The 20,703-nt window shown below is 45.6% G+C and carries 19 protein-coding genes; 4 read left to right on the top strand and 15 right to left on the bottom strand.

Annotated elements, in window-relative coordinates:
- Positions 1-8: 8 nt before the first annotated feature.
- The 5 genes from secD to AAA952_RS19205 form a co-directional block, all read right to left on the bottom strand.
- A complete protein-coding gene (secD, locus tag AAA952_RS19185) occupies positions 9-1,859 on the bottom strand; it encodes a protein translocase subunit SecD (RefSeq protein ID WP_173496405.1) in 1,851 nt (616 codons plus the stop codon).
- Positions 1,860-1,876: 17 nt separating this feature from the next.
- On the bottom strand, positions 1,877-2,209 hold the full coding sequence (gene yajC / locus AAA952_RS19190) for a preprotein translocase subunit YajC (protein WP_007649452.1): 333 nt from the start codon (positions 2,207-2,209) through the stop codon (positions 1,877-1,879).
- 27 nt (positions 2,210-2,236) lie between these two features.
- Positions 2,237-3,361 (bottom strand): tRNA guanosine(34) transglycosylase Tgt, encoded by a 1,125-nt coding sequence (gene tgt / locus AAA952_RS19195; protein WP_006082277.1) that lies wholly within the window; start codon positions 3,359-3,361, stop codon positions 2,237-2,239.
- A gap of 161 nt (positions 3,362-3,522) precedes the next feature.
- Positions 3,523-4,560 carry a tRNA preQ1(34) S-adenosylmethionine ribosyltransferase-isomerase QueA gene (queA, locus tag AAA952_RS19200; RefSeq protein WP_198572755.1) on the bottom strand — a complete coding sequence of 346 codons (1,038 nt, stop codon included), beginning with the start codon at positions 4,558-4,560 and terminating at the stop codon, positions 3,523-3,525.
- Between the two features lie 62 nt (positions 4,561-4,622).
- The gene (locus AAA952_RS19205) at positions 4,623-4,832 is read right to left on the bottom strand and encodes a hypothetical protein (RefSeq protein WP_263173796.1); all 210 of its coding nucleotides are present in this window, start codon (positions 4,830-4,832) and stop codon (positions 4,623-4,625) included.
- A 208-nt stretch (positions 4,833-5,040) separates the two neighbouring features.
- On the opposite strand from AAA952_RS19205, the gene AAA952_RS19210 reads away from it, so the two are divergent.
- Positions 5,041-5,670, top strand: a complete 630-nt coding sequence (locus AAA952_RS19210; RefSeq protein WP_338258890.1) for an acyl carrier protein phosphodiesterase — start codon at positions 5,041-5,043, stop codon at positions 5,668-5,670.
- A 69-nt stretch (positions 5,671-5,739) separates the two neighbouring features.
- Complete coding sequence (locus AAA952_RS19215) at positions 5,740-6,411, top strand: RluA family pseudouridine synthase (protein ID WP_028761077.1); 672 nt, start codon at positions 5,740-5,742, stop codon at positions 6,409-6,411.
- Positions 6,412-6,509: 98 nt separating this feature from the next.
- On the opposite strand, the gene AAA952_RS19220 is transcribed toward AAA952_RS19215, so the two are convergent.
- The 3 genes from AAA952_RS19220 to AAA952_RS19230 all read right to left on the bottom strand — a co-directional run bounded on the left by AAA952_RS19220 (position 6,510) and on the right by AAA952_RS19230 (position 8,354).
- Positions 6,510-6,950, bottom strand: coding sequence for a hypothetical protein (locus AAA952_RS19220; protein ID WP_131523165.1), 441 nt, complete (start codon positions 6,948-6,950; stop codon positions 6,510-6,512).
- A gap of 376 nt (positions 6,951-7,326) precedes the next feature.
- Positions 7,327-7,794 (bottom strand): DUF3617 domain-containing protein, encoded by a 468-nt coding sequence (locus tag AAA952_RS19225; RefSeq protein ID WP_131523164.1) that lies wholly within the window; start codon positions 7,792-7,794, stop codon positions 7,327-7,329.
- A gap of 143 nt (positions 7,795-7,937) precedes the next feature.
- A complete protein-coding gene (locus tag AAA952_RS19230) occupies positions 7,938-8,354 on the bottom strand; it encodes a DUF4279 domain-containing protein (protein WP_113941017.1) in 417 nt (138 codons plus the stop codon).
- A 669-nt stretch (positions 8,355-9,023) separates the two neighbouring features.
- On the opposite strand from AAA952_RS19230, the gene AAA952_RS19235 reads away from it, so the two are divergent.
- Positions 9,024-10,403 carry a Gfo/Idh/MocA family oxidoreductase gene (locus AAA952_RS19235; protein ID WP_338258893.1) on the top strand — a complete coding sequence of 460 codons (1,380 nt, stop codon included), beginning with the start codon at positions 9,024-9,026 and terminating at the stop codon, positions 10,401-10,403.
- Positions 10,404-10,566: 163 nt separating this feature from the next.
- On the opposite strand, the gene AAA952_RS19240 is transcribed toward AAA952_RS19235, so the two are convergent.
- The 7 genes from AAA952_RS19240 to AAA952_RS19270 form a co-directional block, all read right to left on the bottom strand.
- Complete coding sequence (locus AAA952_RS19240) at positions 10,567-11,091, bottom strand: CIA30 family protein (protein ID WP_338258894.1); 525 nt, start codon at positions 11,089-11,091, stop codon at positions 10,567-10,569.
- 75 nt (positions 11,092-11,166) lie between these two features.
- Positions 11,167-12,393 carry a serine/threonine transporter SstT gene (sstT, locus tag AAA952_RS19245; protein WP_338258897.1) on the bottom strand — a complete coding sequence of 409 codons (1,227 nt, stop codon included), beginning with the start codon at positions 12,391-12,393 and terminating at the stop codon, positions 11,167-11,169.
- Between the two features lie 171 nt (positions 12,394-12,564).
- Positions 12,565-13,464, bottom strand: coding sequence for a chemotaxis protein CheV (locus AAA952_RS19250; RefSeq protein ID WP_028761082.1), 900 nt, complete (start codon positions 13,462-13,464; stop codon positions 12,565-12,567).
- A 139-nt stretch (positions 13,465-13,603) separates the two neighbouring features.
- Positions 13,604-14,074, bottom strand: a complete 471-nt coding sequence (locus AAA952_RS19255; protein ID WP_028761083.1) for a phosphatase domain-containing protein — start codon at positions 14,072-14,074, stop codon at positions 13,604-13,606.
- A 72-nt stretch (positions 14,075-14,146) separates the two neighbouring features.
- On the bottom strand, positions 14,147-15,430 hold the full coding sequence (locus AAA952_RS19260) for a DEAD/DEAH box helicase (protein WP_338258900.1): 1,284 nt from the start codon (positions 15,428-15,430) through the stop codon (positions 14,147-14,149).
- Positions 15,431-15,477: 47 nt separating this feature from the next.
- Complete coding sequence (locus tag AAA952_RS19265; RefSeq protein WP_338258902.1) at positions 15,478-16,035, bottom strand: methylated-DNA--[protein]-cysteine S-methyltransferase; 558 nt, start codon at positions 16,033-16,035, stop codon at positions 15,478-15,480.
- A 103-nt stretch (positions 16,036-16,138) separates the two neighbouring features.
- The gene (locus AAA952_RS19270) at positions 16,139-17,830 is read right to left on the bottom strand and encodes a DNA-3-methyladenine glycosylase 2 family protein (protein ID WP_338258903.1); all 1,692 of its coding nucleotides are present in this window, start codon (positions 17,828-17,830) and stop codon (positions 16,139-16,141) included.
- Positions 17,831-18,265: 435 nt separating this feature from the next.
- Here AAA952_RS19270 and AAA952_RS19275 point away from each other — a divergent pair, with 435 nt between their 5' ends.
- Complete coding sequence (locus AAA952_RS19275; RefSeq protein ID WP_113941006.1) at positions 18,266-20,095, top strand: ABC transporter ATP-binding protein; 1,830 nt, start codon at positions 18,266-18,268, stop codon at positions 20,093-20,095.
- The last annotated feature ends 608 nt before the right edge of the window (positions 20,096-20,703 follow it).

Raw genomic sequence — 20,703 nt, forward strand, 5'->3', positions numbered from 1 at the left:
ACTTCCCCTTAGATAGACAGAGTCTTCACGCGCTTACCACCCCAAATCGCGTTAACGATTGAGCGAGTACCCACGATGGCGGTAAACATAGAAGTCGCAATACCTATCATTAAGGTCACAGCGAAGCCTTTAATCGCACCAGTACCTACGGCAAACAAAATGAGCGCAGTGATGAAGGTGGTGATGTTCGCATCGGCGATAGTTGAGAAAGCATTACCATAACCTTCATGGATAGCCTGCTGTACGCTACGTCCGGCACGAAGCTCTTCACGAATACGCTCATAAATCAGCACGTTGCCGTCAACCGCCATACCGACCGTCAATACCATACCGGCAATACCGGGTAGGGTTAACACAGCGCCAGGGATCATAGACATAACGCCCACAACCATGACTAAGTTTGCGGTTAAAGCCAGGTTAGCAATAAGCCCAAAGCTACGGTAGTAAACCAACATAAAGAGTAAGACAACTGCCATACCCCATACCATGGCTTGTACACCGCTTTGAATGTTTTCAGCACCTAAGCTTGGACCAATGGTACGTTCTTCAACAATTGATACAGGAGCAATCAAAGCACCCGCACGCAGTAATAGCGCAAGGTTTTGTGCTTCACCATGACTTAAGCCAGTGATCACAAAGTTACGGCCTAAACGGGCTTGAATGGTCGCGACAGAAATCACTTCTTGGATTTTCTGCATCTTAACGCTGCCATCGGCATTGCGATCACCACTGTCTTTATATTCGATGAACAAAGTCGCCATAGGCTTGCCTATGTTGTCTTTGGTCACGTCAGAGAAAATGGTACCGCCTTTAGCGTCGAGGTTGATACTGACCTGAGGACGACTGTACTGGTCAAAGCTAGGTTGTGCGCCAGTGATATGGTCACCCGTCAACATCACTTCTTTCTTCAATATCACAGTGCCACCTTCGCGGCGCTGATACACTTCAGAACCCGCAGGTACACGGCCTGATTGCGCAGCATTCGGATCGGCTTTGTCATCCACCATGTGGAATTCAATTGATGCGGTTGCACCTAAGATTTCCTTAGCACGAGCCGTATCTTGCACACCTGGCAGCTCAACGATAATGCGCTCGGCGCCTTGACGTTGTACTACAGGCTCAGCCACACCTAACTCGTTAACACGGTTACGAATGGTAGTAATGTTTTGTTGCAGTGCTTCTTCTTTAATCTGCTTTAGATAAGCTTCACTCATCACAGCTTGCAGCGCGAAATCTTCGCCACGGCTAGCGTCGGTGAACACCATATCTTTATTGCGAGTCTTAAGGAAACGCTCGGCAGTCGCTAAGTTTTCAGCATCACGGAACTTGATTTCAATTCCAGTAGCATTAACACGAATACCAGCATAACGAATGGTTTCTTCACGTAATTGTGAACGGAAATCAGCAACTTTAGCTTCTTCCATCTTACGAATCGCTTCGCCCATGTCCACTTCCATGAGGAAATGCACACCACCGCGAAGGTCAAGACCGAGCTTCATTGGGCTACCACCCATGGACTCGAGCCACTTAGGCGTCGCAGGCGCTAAGTTAAGTGCCACAGTAAACTTGTCACCTAAGCTGTCAGCAATCAGTTCTTTCGCCAGTAGCTGTTGATCCGCATTTTGCAAACGGACCAACAACTGACCTTTTTCAAGCTCAGAGCGCTTTACCGCAATGCTCTTACTGGCTAACAGCTCGTTCACACTGGCTTGGGTAGATGCTGTTACTTCAGCACCTCGAGTCGCCACCACTTGCACCGCATGATCTTCACCAAAAAGGTTAGGTACGGCATAGAAACAACCTATGGCGATGACGAGCATCACCATAATGTTTTTCCACATTGGGTATTTATTTAACACGCCTGAGCCCTCTTGGCTTACAACGACTGGATAGAGCCCTTAGGCAATACAGCTGCAATATAGTCTTTTTTGATCGTGATTTGTGTTGTGTCGTTCAAGCTCAGTAACACGTAATCGCTTTCGTCGCTGATTTTTGCAATCTTGCCTAAAATCCCACCACTGGTTAACACTTCATCGCCTTTACCTAATGAAGACATTAGATTTTTGTGCTCTTTAACGCGTTTTGATTGCGGACGGAAAATCATGAAATAGAAAATCAGGCCGAAAATCGCCAGCATGAAAATCAGTTCCATCGTGCCGCCACCTTGTGGTGCGCCGGCAGCGCTTGCATATGCATTTGAAATAAACATAGTTTTTCTCTTCTTATTAGCAAAAAATCAATCGACTAACTCTGGTACTTCGCGACCTTGACTGGTATAGAAGTCCGCCACAAAGGCGTCTAATGTACCCGTCTCAATCGCACCGCGCAAACCTTCCATTAACATTTGATAGTATCTCAAGTTGTGAATGGTGTTTAAACGCGCACCCAGAATCTCATTACAACGATCTAAGTGGTAAAGATACGCCCGTGAATAATTTTTACAGGTATAACAATCACACTTAGTATCAAGTGGTGACGTGTCATCTCTATGACGCGCATTGCGTATTTTGATCACACCTTCACTCGTAAACAGATGACCGTTGCGGGCATTACGGGTTGGCATCACACAGTCAAACATGTCAACACCACGACGTACACCTTCAACTAAATCTTCTGGTTTACCGACCCCCATCAGATAACGAGGTTTGTCTGCAGGAATTTGCGGGCAAATATGCTCAAGAATGCGATGCATATCTGCTTTAGGCTCACCGACGGCCAAACCACCGACGGCATAACCGTCGAAACCAATATCGACTAAGCCTTTTAAGCTTTCGTCGCGTAAATCTTCATACACACCGCCCTGAATAATACCGAAGAGTGAGTTAGGGTTCTCTAAACGGTCAAATTCATCACGCGAACGTCTTGCCCAACGCAAAGACATCTGCATTGACTTGCGCGCTTCATCTTCAGTGGCAGGATACGGGGTACATTCGTCAAAAATCATCACCACATCACTGCCCAATGCATCTTGAATTTGCATTGATTTTTCAGGATCTAAGAAGATTTTTTCACCATTAATGGGCGAACGGAAATGCACACCTTCTTCGGTGATCTTACGGATATCGCCAAGACTAAACACTTGGAAACCGCCCGAGTCCGTTAAAATAGGACGCTGCCAGTTCATGAAGTCATGCAAGTCACCGTGCTTACGCATGATTTCTTCGCCTGGGCGCAACCATAAATGGAAAGTGTTACCGAGCAAAATATCCGCGCCAGTGGCACGTACTTCTTCCGGTGTCATGCCTTTCACTGTGCCGTAGGTTCCTACCGGCATAAAAGCGGGGGTTTCTACTGTGCCACGATCAAAAATTAACCGACCACGGCGCGCACGCCCGTCGGTAGTGTCTAATTCAAATTTCATAATTCACCTCGCCAGATAAACAGTCTGACTACATTTTTAATGGCTAATGCCATTTTGATTAACAATAGAGATGGGGACAGTGTTAAAAGGTTCAATCTTTTAACGAAAAAAATTGCCGCACAATCTCACTTTGGGCGGCTATTTTAAAACAAAATCTTGGTCTAGTGGGCTTTTTTCGTCACAAACATCGCATCGCCATAGCTAAAGAAGCGATATTTTTGCGTGATAGCATGTTGATACGCCGCCATAACATGATCAAAACCAGCAAAAGCACTCACTAACATGATCAAAGTTGATTCAGGTAGATGAAAATTTGTCACCATAGCATCGACCACTTGGAATTCATAACCTGGGTAAATAAAGATATCGGTATCGCCGCTAAAAGCTTTGAGCTCGCCAAGGCTTGCGCGTGCCGCACTTTCTAAAGAGCGCACTGACGTCGTCCCTACGGCCACCACACGTTTACCCGCAGCTTTGGTTTGCGCGATTAAATCAACCACATCCTGCGGCACATTCGCCCACTCGGAATGCATCTTGTGTTCAAGAATGGTATCGACACGCACTGGCTGAAATGTTCCCGCGCCCACATGCAAGGTCACAAACGCGACATTCACGCCCTTGGCTTTTAATGCATCGAGCATGGCATCGTCAAAATGCAAACCCGCCGTTGGCGCGGCAACTGCACCAGGGTTTTGGTTATACACAGTTTGATAGCGCTCTTTGTCGGCATCTTCATCGGGTCTATCGATATAAGGAGGCAAAGGCATGTGCCCTACTGCTTCAAGCACTTCTAAGATGGTTAACTCGGATAACAACTCAAGTTCAAACAAGGTATCGTGACGGGCGACCATCTTCATCTGATAGCCACCGTCGAGATGGATTAACGAATCCACTTTAGGGGATTTAGAGCTGCGAACATGGGCGAGGATACGCTTATCATCGAGCATACGCTCAACTAAAATTTCTAACTTGCCACCACTGGCCTTTTGACCAAACATGCGCGCGGGGATCACTCGGGTATTGTTGAACACCATTAAATCGCCAGGATTAATCATCCCCAGCAGATCGGTAAACTGCTTGTCGCCTAACGCGCCAGAGTTGCCGTCTAAGGTTAACAGACGGGATGCATTACGCTGCGCCATAGGATAACGAGCGATCAGCTCATCGGGGAGATCGAAAGAAAAGTCTGCAACGCGCATATTGGCCTCTAGATAGCTTAGAACGGCGGCTAGTCTATGGTTAGAGGCCAATAAGATCAAGATTACTTATTGCCAGTGTCCACTTCTTGCTCGGGTTCCACTGGATTGATGCCATCTTGGGGCAGATTGTCATCGGCATCGAATTTTAGCCGCGAGCGACTAAAGTCATCCATGCTGAAACGGTGTTGTTCAAAGGGGATTTCTATTAGCACTTTTTTGCGCTTCTGCTGCTCGTCTTTACCAAGCATTTTGGTGAACCAGTTCCACATCATCCATGATCCTAAAAAAGGTTATTGATTTTATTTCACTTTTCCCATATCGATTACTATATCAACGTTTAAGTAAGCCATAATTATTCACGGCGAATCAAATGTCATTATCAATAAAAAGTGAAAAAATACTGCATTTTTAGCTTCGGCGCTTTCCTAAGCGCGCTTGTGCATGATACCGTGAACCGACGTGGTTAACCAAGCACAAATAATGAACTTTCTTACACACTTACATCTCGCCGACATCAGTAAAACCCACCTTGCTGCCAACGTAGCAGGTAACTATATTCAAGCGCCAATTGCGCAAGCCCCAATGGAGTTACGCCAAGCCTTATGGCTAAACCAAGAGATTAATACCCTCTGCGCCAGCCATGAATTGACGATTGAATTAATGGAAGCTTTCCCTGCGCCCTTAAGAAGCATAGCAGCAGAACTCATGGCGGTGAGTTTCGATCACTATTTAGCTTACTATTGGGAAGAATATCACCACCAACCCTTGGATGAATTCAGTAGTAAGGCCTATGACGCGTTAGATTCTTTCGCCACGCAAGGCGTTGATCCATACCATCCAGAGGCATTATTTACACTCTTGCCCACAATGCGCAGCGCCGATTGGCTAGGCAGCTACACCACAGAAAAAGGATTACAACAAGCCTTAGCACAAGTGGCCAAACAGCATCCGCAAGCCGCACTGTTTAAAGATGGCCATAAAGTCGTCAATAAAATGCAGATAGAAATCGAAACCGCGTTCCGCACTTTTTATCCGCAGCTGATGGCTTATACCCGTATTTGGAGCCGTAAGACGCCTGTAGAATATTTGCCCTCACCCCTCTCGCAATAATCGAGCATGAGATTATGCTGTGTGCCTGCGTAAATTTTGCTAGTATGGCCACGCAAAAATGAGGACAAGATGCAGATATTTGATTACCAGCCCCCAGCAGTTCCTTGGCTAGACATACGCTATAAAGATAGAGATCTGATTATCATCAATAAACCTTCGGGATTATTGTCTAATCCGGGTCGAGCGGCTCACACCTTCGATTGCGCGTTAACCCGCTTACAAGCCCTTTATCCAGAAACAATTTTAGTGCATAGGCTCGACTGCGCGACCTCGGGCATTATGGTGTTCGCCCGTAATAAAAAAGCGGAGTCGCATTTAAAAACACAGTTTCAAGATAGGCAGAGTAAGAAAGTCTATATTGCCGAAGTGATGGGACATGTGCTGCAAGATCAGGGGATTATTGACCTCGCGATAGTGCCAGACACTGAACATCCGCCCTATCAAAAAACGCTACAGGCGGGAGAGACTGGCGGCAAAAGCGCCCTCACTCACTACCGTGTGTTAGAGCGCCGAGAAAACAGCACCTTAGTCGAGCTTTCGCCAGAAACAGGCCGCACCCATCAATTGCGTGTACATATGCTTGCCCTAGGGCATGCAATTTTAGGCGATGAATTTTACGGTGATGCCGAGGTTATCAAGGCCAAACCGCGTTTATGTTTACATGCACAAAGCTTAAGTTTGACCCATCCCTATTCGGGTAAACCGCTGTTTTTTAGCAGCAAACATCCATTTACTGAATAACTTAAGCCATTCGCTACAATTCCATAAAAGCAAAAGGTCGCGACTTAGCTCTTAGCTATCGTGCGACCTTAGTTATTTACGGATTCGACTGTCGTCGTTTAAGCGACGCGTATACCTTGACCAAAATCGACATCAGCCGCTAATTTTTCTGCTTGGAAATAACAGCCCTGCTCATTACAAAATTGTAATTGCTGCGACGATGTCACGATAAAGAATTCACCAAAGAAATTGCCGCCAACATCTTCCAGCTTATGGCCCTCAGGAGTTTGCGTCATATAAACTTCATCTAAACTATGGCAGCCATCACTAAACCAAGTTTCTAAAAAATATTTATCGTCTTCTTTATAGAGGGTAATTTTGTCACCCAATAAAGGACGCCCATCTAACCAACGACCTATAATTTCACGATTTTGCATATCTGTCTCCCGCCAATGAAGGCGACGGCGTTTTTCGATCCCAGACATCCTGATATCCTTATGCAATACCCAATCACCTAAAGTGAATGTCAGTTGTGGTAGTACATTAAGCATAGAACCCATTTAACTCCCCACAGCAGCAAATTACTTCAAATCGCCCGTCAAATGTAATTTTTTGGTTAATTTAAATTTGCTAAATATTTAAAATATAAAAGATAAATACCTTTGACTAATTAATCGGCAGTGTAGCTCAATCTAAAAATAAAAACGCGATCTTAATCACTATTTACTTATCGCTAAAGTAAAGGCAGCTAAAAGACTTATCTAGCGAGCTGAATAAAAACACCGCGCTGTATAGACGTCGATAAATGAGAACGGCAGCCAAACAGACCAACTGGCAATGTCAGCAAAAGTCCAATAAATCCCCTCTATATTACTAACTGCCCTCATAACATCCTTGCTAACCGTTATGCGTCAAGTTGAAGAGTTTGTATGGCACTTAGTCACAAGCGCCAATATATTTTCCATTGCCAACGAGTTTCGACTTGATTTTCATTGACTCTTCAGAGGTTGTCACTTCAAGCTTAGAAGTGAACGTTTTCCCATTGAAACGCATTTCACCCACTGTTTTAGATGCACCATCAGGGCTAGTGCATGATGTTTCAAACACCATCTTGTTAGCACTGATCCAATTGCTGTTGGTTTGGCATTCTTCGCCTTCATTTTCTTCAGGCTCTAAATCAAATGCAGAGGCGATGTCATTTATGCATTCAGCTTCCGTGTAATCAGGCCTTTTGGCCATGCTCCGCATCATTTTCTCCATTTCAGGAGGTGCGTCTATTTCTACTATTTCGGATTTCCAAGTGGTTTCCCATAAACCCGGTTTGAAGTCATAGTTTTCAGCGTGAAGATGAGTTGATGCCACTATGAGTCCAGTTAACATCACTTTAGTAATTAGGTGGGTCATTTATTATTCCTTTAATTAATGAAAAACAAGTAAGGTTTTAGTGCCTAGCGCCCAAATTTAGCACGCAAAGTCGTGCTGCGGGTTGAAGTCGCAGCCAGCAATTTTGCTGGCTTTAACATTTGTTTTTAGGGGCGACAACCATCTTAATCGTCCGACCCACTATAAACATCTAAACTTAAAACAATTCTACGTTGACCAAGTGCCAGCATGATTTCAGGTGACAAGCTCAAACCATCATTCCAGTTGCCCATAAACAAGCCGCAGAACATGTCAACTTTGTAGCTTTGGTAAAGCTTTTCCCATATCGCTAAGTCACTTGTTAGCTGGGATAAAATTGCTTCAATCTGCGCGTTTAGGTATTCTGGCTCTCTCTTTTTAGCCTGAAAATGCCAGCTGCCCGTTTTGGCAATTCGCACTTTTCCACTGGTTTTGCTGACATCTTCATCACCTTTCTTTTTACTTTTAGTTGCTGTACCACCAAGTAAATTTGATACGTCTTCAGGTATCAAATCATCCCCGAAGATCCGAAGAGTGGCTTGTGAATATTCAAATGCACCCATAAAAGGCCCTAATGCTGAGCTAAAAAGCGCCAATGCAGCGTAGCGTTGGCGTCCATAGCAAAATAAAAACGCACACACTTAACTATTTGTATTAACTAGAAGTTATCAGCTTTCTACCGCTTTTCATATACAAGAATCCATCAGAAAGACACGCATGCGCGTTTTCCAGACCAATTATCCTAAAATGGTAACCTGTAAGTGTTTAATTTTAAATATTTTTAGATTTAGATGTTTGAGATAACACGCACGTGTATTGACAGAAAGCACTCACAAACAAGCAATTTAGATACAATTGTATCTCTTCCAGTTTCTACGACTCTTGTTGAAGAGTTAAGCACAAGGGGGCTGTAGCGTTATTTCTACAAATCTAGAACTCAATCCTTTGGTATGAATATGCTCCATATATTGCCCACTTTCGTTTTTTAGTTTGGTTTGATCATATTGATGAACTCGCAACAAAAATAACTCAAGAAATTGTTTTTTTAAAATTTTTACATAACCCCATAACGTGCGCATTTCATATATCAAATGGACTTATAGGAGCTTGTTACATCTTTTATTGCCAATTTTAATAGGGTTTCTGATATAACCCATAAGTGAATTACCGCACAAATAAGACCAAGTGATATTTCAATATCCCTACAAAACAAAAATAAAGCAGGAAGCGCTATGCATAACATTCATCGTCGTCACTTTCTTAAAGCAGCGGGCGCAGCTACCGCCGGACTCGTCACAGCCAATATTGCCCTCAACGCCTACGCCAGTAGTGTCGCCCCTAAACCGCAAGCGGGTAAATCCGTTATCGGACTCATAGTACCCAAAATGGACGTGGTTCGAGTTGGCTTTATCGGTGTTGGCGAGCGTGGCTTTAGCCATGTCGAGCAATTCTGTCATTTAGAAGGCGTTGAACTTAAAGCTATTTGTGATACTCACCCAGCGGTGCTGGACAGAGCCGTGGATCATATCGTTAAACAGAATCGGCCAAAACCGGCTGTCTATACTGGTAATGACCTGAGCTATCACGATCTCTTAAGCCGCGATGATATTGATATTGTGCTCATTTCTACTCCATGGGAATGGCACGCACCTATGGCGATAGAGACGATGGAAAGCGGTAAACATGCCTTTGTCGAAGTACCGTTAGCACTCACAGTAGAGGAATGCTGGCAAATTGTGGATACCGCCGAACGCACTCAGAAAAACTGCATGATGATGGAAAACGTTAACTACGGCCGTGAAGAACTTATGGTTCTCAACATGGTACGCCAAGGTGTGTTTGGTGAGTTGCTCCACGGTGAAGCCGCTTATATCCACGAGCTACGTTGGCAGATGAGGGAAATAGACCATAAGACGGGCTCATGGCGGACTTATTGGCATACCAAGCGCAACGGTAACTTGTACCCGACCCACGGTTTAGGGCCAGTTTCCCAGTATATGAACATCAACCGCGGTGATAGATTTGATTATCTAACCTCGATGAGTTCGCCCGCTCTTGGCCGTGCGCTCTATGCTAAACGTGAATTCCCCGCCGATCATGAGCGTAATCAGCTCAAGTACATCAATGGGGATATCAATACCAGTCTGATTAAGACCGTTAAGGGCCGGACCATCATGGTGCAGCATGACACGACGAGCCCAAGACCTTACAGTCGCCACAATTTAATCCAAGGGACAAATGGCGTGTTTGCGGGTTTCCCGAATCGTATCGCCGTCGAAAATGGTGGCTTTGGTCAAAGTTACCACGAGTGGGATATGGACATGCAAAAGTGGTATGACAAATATGATCACCCTCTGTGGCAACGCATAGGCAAAGAGGCTGAGATTAACGGCGGCCACGGCGGCATGGATTTTGTGATGTTATGGCGCATGATTTATTGCCTGCGCAATGGCGAGGCCTTAGATCAGGATGTGTACGATGGCGCGTCTTGGTCGGAGGTGAATATCTTAAGTGAACATTCACTCAATGACCGCAGTAATTCAGTCACCTTCCCAGATTTTACCCGCGGCGCATGGCAAACGGCCAAACCCTTAGGGATTGTCGGCGCTTAAGCAGCGGCTTTCGCTAAACTCATCATTTTGATCGGTTCACCATAAGGATAAGTGCCTCTGCCTTATCCTTTTTCTTTTCTTAAATGAAGCCTTGAGATGCCCGCACCATCAATAGCAAGTAATTAGGGACAAAAAACTCATGATAAGAAACCAACTATAAACGCTAATAGTAGCCAATTTCTTTGATTTTCAAAGAAAAATCACCACTCTGCTGGGCACCAATCACTAACCCTAGACTGCAGACTTGGCTTAAATCTATTGCCACTCGGGAAATCGGTTTACCCCGACATTGGGGCAAGAAGTCACTGAAGGGAATTTCTATCCGCTGCCAATTCAAGACTCTAGCGCCACTCACGCCAAACGTTTGATGGCTTGGCGCGGGCATAGGCGCTTGGTAAACCGTGCTTTGGGGTGTGTCGACATCCTTTAAATTCACTTTATAATCTTTAGGTCGGTCGCCATCGAGTTCGACATAGATCCCAGTAAACCCACTGACATCTATAGGGCGAAACTCACAACGCACTGAAGCAAACCCGCCACCATTTGCCAGCGACACATGGCCGCTAAACTCACCATAGCCTAAAGGTGACACCGTCATCTTACTGCGAGACAAACCGCCCATCACAGTGTCATTTATCCCATACCAGGGCTTTGCGGCATCTAGCACTCTAAAATCAAAAAAGATCATAACGACTCCCATAAAAAAAGCAGCCACCTAAGTGACTGCTTCCATAATACTTTTCAATACGAATAACAGCACTCGTTAACTCAGTTTAGCTTTATTCTCAGCGGCTTCACAAGCGGCAGCGGTAAAGATAACGTCAGTAGAACTGTTCAATGCGGTTTCGGCAGCATCTTGAACCACACCAATAATAAAGCCGACAGCGACTACTTGCATGGCGACATCATTAGAAATACCAAACAAGCTACAAGCCAGTGGGATCAACAGTAATGAACCACCCGCCACACCCGAGGCGCCGCAAGCCGAAATAGCGGCGACAACGCTCAATAACAATGCGGTGAGTAAATCGACTTGAATCCCCAAGGTATGCGCTGCAGCTAAGGTCAATACCGTAATAGTGATCGCCGCGCCGCCCATATTGATGGTGGCACCTAACGGAATAGAGACTGAATAAGTGTCTTCATGCAGATTTAATTTTTCACACAGCGCCATATTCACCGGAATATTCGCCGCACTCGAGCGGGTAAAAAATGCCGTCACGCCACTTTCACGCAGACAACGAAATACCAACGGATAGGGATTACGTTTAATCTTCATGTAAACAATTAAAGGATTAACGATTAAGGCAATAATAGCCATCGCACCTAATAACACAGCCAATAACTGCGCATAACCCGCAATTGCGGCAAAACCGGTTTCAGCAAACGTCGCAGCAACTAAACCAAAAATACCAATAGGTGCTAAACGAATAATGAAATGCACCATTTGCGAAATGCCGTGGCTCATGTCGGCAAATACTTGCTTAGTCGAATCGCTAGCATGATGTAAGGCTAAACCTAAGCCCACACCCCAAGCAAGAATACCAATATAGTTGCCCGTCATTAACGCATTCACTGGATTATCAACCAGTTTAAATAATAAGGTATGGATCACTTCACCAATACCTTGTGGAGGACTTGTACCTTCCACACCAGCAACCAAAACTAAAGTCGTGGGGAAAATAGAGCTTAAAATCACAGCAGTTAACGCCGCGGCAAAGGTACCCAATAAATACAGGATCACAATTGGGCGCATATTGGTTTGCGTATTTTTCTTTTGATTGGCAATCGACGATGCTACTAAGATAAATACCAGTATTGGAGCAATCGCTTTTAGTGCTCCAACGAATAAACTGCCTAAGAAGGCGATATCTTTTGCGCTATCGGGTGAAAAACTCGCTAACACCACACCAGCGATAATCCCTAATAAGATTTGTAATACGAGACTGCCATTAGCCAACTTAGCTAATAATGATGATTCTTGTTTCATGGTTTAACCTGTCGTTATTATATTTCGGTTGAGATCCCCAACGCGCACCTTCGGAAATGAGGCCAATAAGGTTTTTATAGGATGTGACTAGACTTGTCTAGTTTTGCGGGGAAATAAGCTAACTAAATTACCCTTGTCCCGCAAAAAGCATACAAAAAACTAACAAGCGCCTTATTGGCGCTGCTTCATGGCTAAATCGGCACCACGCAACATGGCATCAATCAACTCGTGGGCATCGAACTTAGTCAGCGCTTCATTTGCCCCCACTTGGTGGGCCTGACTCACGCTTATTTCGCTGGATAAAGACGTGTGTAAAATGATGTAGGCCTTGGCGGTCAGTGGATTATCACGCACCTCAAACGCCAGTTCATAACCATCTAGTCCCGGCATCTCAATATCACTCACCAGAATATCTATGGGGTGATGCTCTAGTGCCGCTTGTTCCATCATGACTAAGGCTTCTTTACCGTCGGCGGTCACTCGATAAGGGATGTTGATCATATCAAGGGCGTCGGATAACTGCTTACGTGCCACCTTAGAATCATCCACTAACAGGATATTCATGGGTTTGAGTTTCTCACGCTGCACATCGGTCAAGATTGCCCGATTTGCCTGTGGGTTATTCGGGAAAATTTTCGACAGCAATAACTCAACATCGAGCAATTGTACTAACTGGTCCTCAAAACGAGTCACGCCAGTCAAGTAAGCATTCTTGCCCAAATTTGCAGAAGGCGCCTCAATATCACGCCAATTACATTCAATAATCTTATCGATACCACGCACTAAAAAGCCAATGATCATCCGCTGACAGTCAGTGATGATGATGTAGCATTTTTCGCGCTCTTCAGGGGCTATCGGCCGATAACCAATCGCAGCCGCCATATCGATGATAGGAATCGTATGGCCACGAATAGTTGAAGCGCCAAGAATCGTCGGATGAGATTGGGGAATTTTGCTTAGCTGCGTGTACGGCACCAGCTCACGCACTTTCAACGTGCCTAAGGCAAACACTTGAGTCTGTGATAACCGAAACAGTAGTAATCCCTGTGACTGACTTGCCTTACTTTTCATAATTAGATAAATAACTCACTAAAAACAACCTTCGGATAGCTTAACCTTAACACAGTAAAATTTTGATGACTAAGGTCAAACGAATGAAACTATTATTACCTATTTATTAATAGGTTCGATGCCAATCGCCGACAAGTGCTTAGTCTTGTAATGCGTACAAGACATCAAAGGCGAATTGATCCCAACCTTCGGCAGTAAAAGCGATATCGCGAATATTACGAACTTGGCTCACCGCATGTAATGGCGCTGCACCATTGACCATCAAGTAATAGGCCATGATAAGACTGGTGCGATCCTTGCCAGAGCGACAATGGATCACTACAGGCAGCTCATCGGCTTCACATTGCTGAATAAAAGCGAGTGCCTTGGGCAACTGAGCGACACAAATCGCCACATCCCCATCTTGGGGCGGCACATTGCGCGAAAAGGGAATACATTCGTAACGTAAATCAAGCTGCTTAAACGCACTCGGCTCGCAGCCCTCGCCCCCATTGACCGACAGAATGGCACCAATACCGGCCTCTTTGAGCGCTTGTAAATCCCAAGGATCTTTATTAGGGCCACTGCGCCCTGCGACTTTACCTTCAACTAACCAGAATAAGTGTTGCATAAACCTTACCTACGACAAGTGAGATGACAAGGAACGCCAGAGATAAGCTAAGAATAGCTTGTTTCCAACGACTTAAGATTTTTTACCCCAAAATTCAGCATTGGCAGGCGGTAACTGTTTACGTTTTTTTTTACCCATACCTTCAGGCTTGGCGACAGGTTTAGCTTGTTCTAACAGTTCGGCTGGCATTTCATCATCGGCTTCAAAACCGACAATTTGCTCACGCACTAACTTAAGTTTGTTCTTTTTCTCTATCACGCCAAAGTGGTGATAATCCTCATGGGAAATCAAGGTCACGGCCAAGCCTGCTTCACCAGCGCGGCCACTACGGCCAATACGATGCATATAATCTGCGGGGCTCCTTGGTAAATCAAAGTTGATCACCACAGGCAGTTTATCGATATCGATACCACGGGCGGCAATATCGGTCGCAATTAACACACTGATCTCACCATTTTTAAAGCCATCGAGCACCCGCGTACGCGCGCCCTGAGCTTTATCGCCATGGAACACTTCAGCACTGATCCCACGTTTAGACAGCTTTTGCGCTAAGTGATTACAGGTATTTTTGGCACTCACGAAAATCAACGCCTGTGACCACTGATGTTCTTTAATCAGATGCGCCAATAATGCGGTTTTCATCGGACGATTAACCGTAATCACCCGTTGATGAATCGTGCTTTCTTGCTCACTTTGCAATTGATATTCAAGTGGATTATTAAGCAGTTTTGCCGTTAACTCACGGACCTCTTCAGGGAATGTCGCTGAGAATAATAAGGTTTGTTTCTTGGCAGGCAAAGCGTCGAGCACTTGGGCTAATTCTTCAGTAAAACCAAGGCTTAACATGCGGTCAGCTTCATCTAGCACTAAGGCGCTGACACGATTGAGTTTGATGGCATTACTGGACAACAGATCTAACAAACGGCCCGGCGTTGCAACTAGGACGTCAGCGCCAGAGCGTAGACTCTGCATTTGCGCATTCACCGACACACCGCCAAACGCAGCGACAATTTTTAGCTTGCCATTGAGATGTGAGGCATAGGACAGAAAGCTGTCAGCGACTTGTTGTGCTAATTCACGGGTTGGGACTAAGACCAAACAACGAACATAAACGCCTGTCTTATCCTCTGTTTTTGCGTCAACAAGTTGTTGCAACAGCGGCACGGCAAAGGCTGCCGTTTTACCCGAGCCCGTATTAGCACCGGCTAACACATCGCGCCCCGCAAGCACAGCGGGGATCGTCGCCGCCTGTACTGGTGTGGGCGAAACATACGCTAATTCGGTTAGTCGATTTAGCAGAGGTGCAATAATGCCGAGTTGGGCAAAGCTTGCCGCAGAGGAAGAAGCCTGAGTCATAGAAAGTTTAACTGCTCACCAATATCTTAATAGGCGGCTATTCTAGCTTAAATATCGAGGCAATGCTTGGCAGTTTCCAGCGTTAATAACTGCTGTTTCATCGCAAGCCCATAGGCGTAACCCGTTAACTTGCCGTTTTTGCCTATCACTCTATGGCAAGGAACGATAATCGCAATGGGATTGGCACCATTGGCAGCGCCCACGGCGCGCACCGCCTTAGGCCGACCAATTTGCTCGGCAATCTGCCCATAGCTGCAGCTCTGACCATAATCGACATTGAGCAAAGCTTGCCAAACTTCACGCTGAAATTCAGTGCCTTTAGGTGCGAGCTTTAAATTAAATTCAATCAGTTCACCTGCAAAATAACGCGCGAGCTGCACTTGAGTTTCACTAATATGCGCCTTAGCTTGATTGAGGACATCCTCACTCACCTTAGCAAGCGCAATCTCTGTGCGATCCGAGCCGACAACCGTTAAATGACTCAGCCCATAGGCATTGGCATTTAACTGCAATATTCCGGCAGGACTCATAAAAGTATCTACGGCACAGGGCTGATATTCTGCAATGCTTGGTGCTTGGCTCAATTGACGAATCGCATGTTTCATAATCTGTCTCTTTGTTTGCTCTAAATTTGGTTATAAATTGGCTCTTAACTTAACGCTAAATCATCTTTTTAAACTAGCAGTTAAATGTGAGGCGGCTTGATGGTTATTGATGCCAAAGCTGGAAGGTTAAATAACTGCCCCAAGGCGCGATGTCTTGACTCAGTTGCTGGCACAGCTGCGGGTAGTTGACTGCACCCGCAGCGGCTTCATCCAGCCTATGGGTCTTGCCATACAAAGCAAGCAAATGCTTTTTAACAATCAAATCGGTATGCAAAAACACATTGGGATCGCCCAAACCGCGAAGCTTAGCATACGCGATTGTCCAAGGACCTATGCCCTTAACGCTGAGCCAATCATCGACACTCGCCTCAGGATGATCACAGATAAACGCCGCGAGCGCATTGAGGGCTAACTTACGAGCGCCGGGCATTTTTAGCTCAGTTAGACTCGCCTCACGAATGGCCTCGGGTGTAGGAAATAAACGATACTCGCAACCATTGAGACTAAAGCGCTCGCCATAGGCTTCAACTAATTGATTAAGTAGCTTACTCGCCTGCACTACAGTCACTTGCTGGCCTAAAATCGCACGGCAGGCCGCCTCAAATAAGGAGCCTGCACCGGGAATGCGTAATCCCGAAAACGGTGTTAATCCTAAACTTGGTAGCGCACTTAAGCCTTGTTCAATCTGCAGCATATCCGCATCGAGATCTAAAATGCGTCGCACTTCAGTGACCAGCAATTGCAGCTCATCAACAGGAGAGTCTTCGGTCAACATTATCGCGAGTTTGAAGCGATTTAGCTTAGGCTCATGGATAATGTGCACTGTGCCGCGCATCTTACCTAGGGCAAAACAACGACCATATTCGAGCCCATTATCGCCAGCTTTGGCCTCATCTACCACGGACGCCTCATCGCCAACGACATCCCTCACTTGTGGATGACAGATTTGCGGCGTGAACCATTCCATCCCTGTTACCGCACGTAATCGATAAAACGCCAGCTGTGATGCCCAATCCAATGGCGGCCGATAATACTGATACAAGGTTAATCCATAGTGCGGCACAAATTCACCCATAGTATCAATCTCACCTAATCCTGTTGATGGCTCACTCACGGACTTCTTTGCCGCTTTGGTTAATGCACTCTTTCTTAACTGCGTCGGCGTCAATTGCAAGGTTTGCTTAAACGCCTCATTGAAACGGCGAATACTGTTGAAACCCGCCGCCATCGCGACTTGAGTGATAGGTAATTGGGTTTGGTGCAATAATTGTTTAGCAAACAGTAACTGCCGATATAAGGCATATTGTTTTGGCGAAGTGCCAAAGCCTTCGGTAAAGAGCTTATTGAGATAACGACTGCTGATCCCTAATCGGTCAGCCAATTGTGTTACTGTCGAAGCTGGCTCTCCCGATGATTTTCCCGCTAAGGCGCCCGCTTCGATTAAACTAATGGCCCTCGCTAATGTTGTGCCAGTCCCCTTCCAAGGATTCGATCCCGGCGCACTGTCGGGCCGACAACGCAAACATGGGCGTAATCCCGCCTGCGCGGCTTTAATGGCCGAATCAAAATAACGCACATTTTGCTCTTTTGGCGCGACGGCGGGACACACAGTTCGGCAATAAATGCCTGTCGTTAATACGCCCACAAAAAACTTACCATCAAAACGCGGATCGCGGCTCATCCTCGCCTCACGGCAAATGGACGCAGAAAGTAGCCCCGCACTGGACTCCAGTGAATGCACCGAATCTATTTCATCACGCTTAATCGCACTCTTAGACACTCTATCTGCACTCATTTTTCATCACGCCCGACAATATTCGCTCACAATTAATTTCTTGTTCATTACTTTACGTAAAACTAGCATGTAGCACTAGCGGAAAACGGAACTCAATCATTTCAATGCTTTTAGGGCATGAAATCTTATATACCCAAGCTACCTGAAGATACGAGTTTCAGAGCGTCTAGGGTGCTTCAATTCAAGGCGCATCAATGACAGAATGTCGGCCACCTTTTGAATTGGTGCAACACGGAAGTGGAGTGTCCTAGACGCTCCGTCCCGGCGGGTTTTAACGCACTTTATGCCGTGTTGGTTATTTTTAACTTAGTCCACTAGGTCTGCAAATAACCGCCTTGCCTAAAGTGCGTTAAATTCCCGCTGAATCCTGCATCTTCAGGTTGTTTGGGTATATGCTAGAGCCGACTATTTTTTATCTCACCATAGAGTTAATTCATGTTTAAACGATTTGAATCCTGGGTTGAAGCCCTACCCGATGATGAACCCACTAAACCACCCACAGGGGTTTATGCTTTTTGTCGCCACTACACTAAGGGCTACGAACTGCCGCTGATCTTAATGTCAGTGCTGACCGCCATGCTGGCCATGCTTGAAGTGTCACTGTTCGGGTTCATGGGCCAATTAGTTGATTGGCTTGTGAAAAAAAATCCCGAAACGTTATTCCAAGACGAAGGCACGACCTTAATGCTGATGGGAGGTATGGTGATAATTGTGATGCCAATATTGGTATTACTGCATGCGCTTATCATGCATCAAACCTTGCTCGGCAATTATCCTATGTCGATCCGCTGGCTTGCACACCGTTATTTGCTAAAACAAAGTGTATCGTTTTATCAAGATGATTTTGCTGGCAGAATCGCCACGAAAGTGATGCAAACATCCTTAGCCGTACGCGAAACGGTGATGAAATTGCTCGATGTGTTGGTATACATTTTAGTGTATTTCACCTCTATGCTGGTGATGATTGCCAGCGCTGATCTGCGCTTAGTCATACCTATGCTCGTCTGGCTTGCACTGTATGTTGGTCTGCAATGGTACTTTGTGCCTAGACTAAAAAGTGTCTCTACCGAGCAAGCCGATGCGCGCTCAACCATGACAGGCCGTATCGTCGACAGCTATACCAACATCACCACAGTGAAGCTATTCGCCCACACACAAAAAGAAGCCGAATACGCCAAATCCAGTATGCGGATATTTTTAGACACGGTTTATCGCCAAATGCGCTTAGTGACGGGCATCAGCGTCAGCGTGCAAATCATCAACTATCTGTTGGCCTTTAGTATTGCAGCAGTATCGATAGCCCTATGGACCGATAGCGCAATCACGGTCGGCGCCATCGCCATTGCGGTCAGTTTAGCACTGCGCTTAAACGGCATGTCACAGTGGATAATGTGGGAAATCAGTTCGTTATTCGAAAATATCGGCACGGTTACCGATGGAATGAACACCTTATCGAAAACAACGATCATCCAAGATGAGCCAAACGCCAAGGCGCTGGTCGTCAATCATGGCAAGATTGATTTCAACCAAGTGTGTTTCCATTACGGTGAGCAGACTGGCGTGATTGAAGATCTGAATTTGAATATTAAAGCAGGTGAAAAAGTTGGCTTAGTGGGGCGTTCTGGCGCAGGTAAATCGACCCTAGTGAATCTACTAATGCGATTCTACGATGTTGAAAAAGGTCAGATTAATATCGATGATCAAGACATCAAGATGGTTATGCAAGATTCACTGCGTTCGCAAATTGGCATGGTGACCCAAGATACCTCCCTCTTGCACCGCACCATTCGCGAGAATATTCTTTACGGCAATCCCAGTGCCAGTGAAGAGCAACTTGATCGCGCGATTAAACAAGCTCAAGCCTATGACTTTATTCAGGAACTCAGTGATCCTAACGGTAATCATGGCTTAGATGCCCAAGTGGGTGAACGCGGCGTAAAACTCTCTGGTGGCCAAAGACAGCGTATCGCCATCGCGCGGGTTTTATTAAAAAATGCGCCTATTTTACTGCTTGATGAAGCCACATCTGCACTAGATTCCGAAGTCGAAGCTGCAATTCAAGAAAGTTTGTATGAATTAATGCAAGGCAAGACAGTGATCGCGATTGCCCATCGACTTTCGACTATTGCCGCGATGGATAGGTTAATTGTATTAGATCAAGGCCGAGTCGTTGAGCAAGGCACACACCATGAACTCATCGCCGCAGGCGGTATTTATGCTCAATTATGGGCCCACCAAACTGGTGGATTCTTAGGTGTAGACTAAGCCAAAGGTGAGATGACTAAAGGCGACACTCAGCAGTGAGTGTCGCCTTTTTTATCTCAAATAAGTTTCCGCCTAATTCTGCCCTCTTTCCACAAAGCTTCACTCTTACACTCGCGCTCATATTCACCGCAGTAATACACGATTCATCTATTACAATGGCTACCGTGTGAACGGTTCACTTCAAACTTTACTCGTTGAACGATTGGAAACAAGAGATAAACCGCGCTTAACGGCTCAACTTATCAACATTGAAAGTGGCAGCATTCAAAGTACCAACACACTGAACAATCCGAAAGGTGAGTTTGGGCCATGGGTTAGCGCAAGGTTAAGCAGGAAAACGCTTCGATAATCTTTATCACACGATTGAACAGAATGACTTCACCACACTAAGTAAGCCTCTCGAAGCATTATTTATCTTAATGTGGATGGTTTGAATTGTTGGGTAAATTAGGCAAATAACTCGGAGCGTATGACTCGTAAATGAATCGGGGAGATCTCGATTTAATATTCAAAATTCAGACACAAAAAAACCACCTTGAGGTGGCTTATTGTCTTTAACCAAAGTTTCGATAAACCTTGATTAAAATTGGTATCCCCTAGGGGATTCG

Origin of the sequence: Shewanella sp. M-Br, from assembly GCF_036245925.1 — a bacterium.
Classification (GTDB): domain Bacteria; phylum Pseudomonadota; class Gammaproteobacteria; order Enterobacterales; family Shewanellaceae; genus Shewanella; species Shewanella oncorhynchi.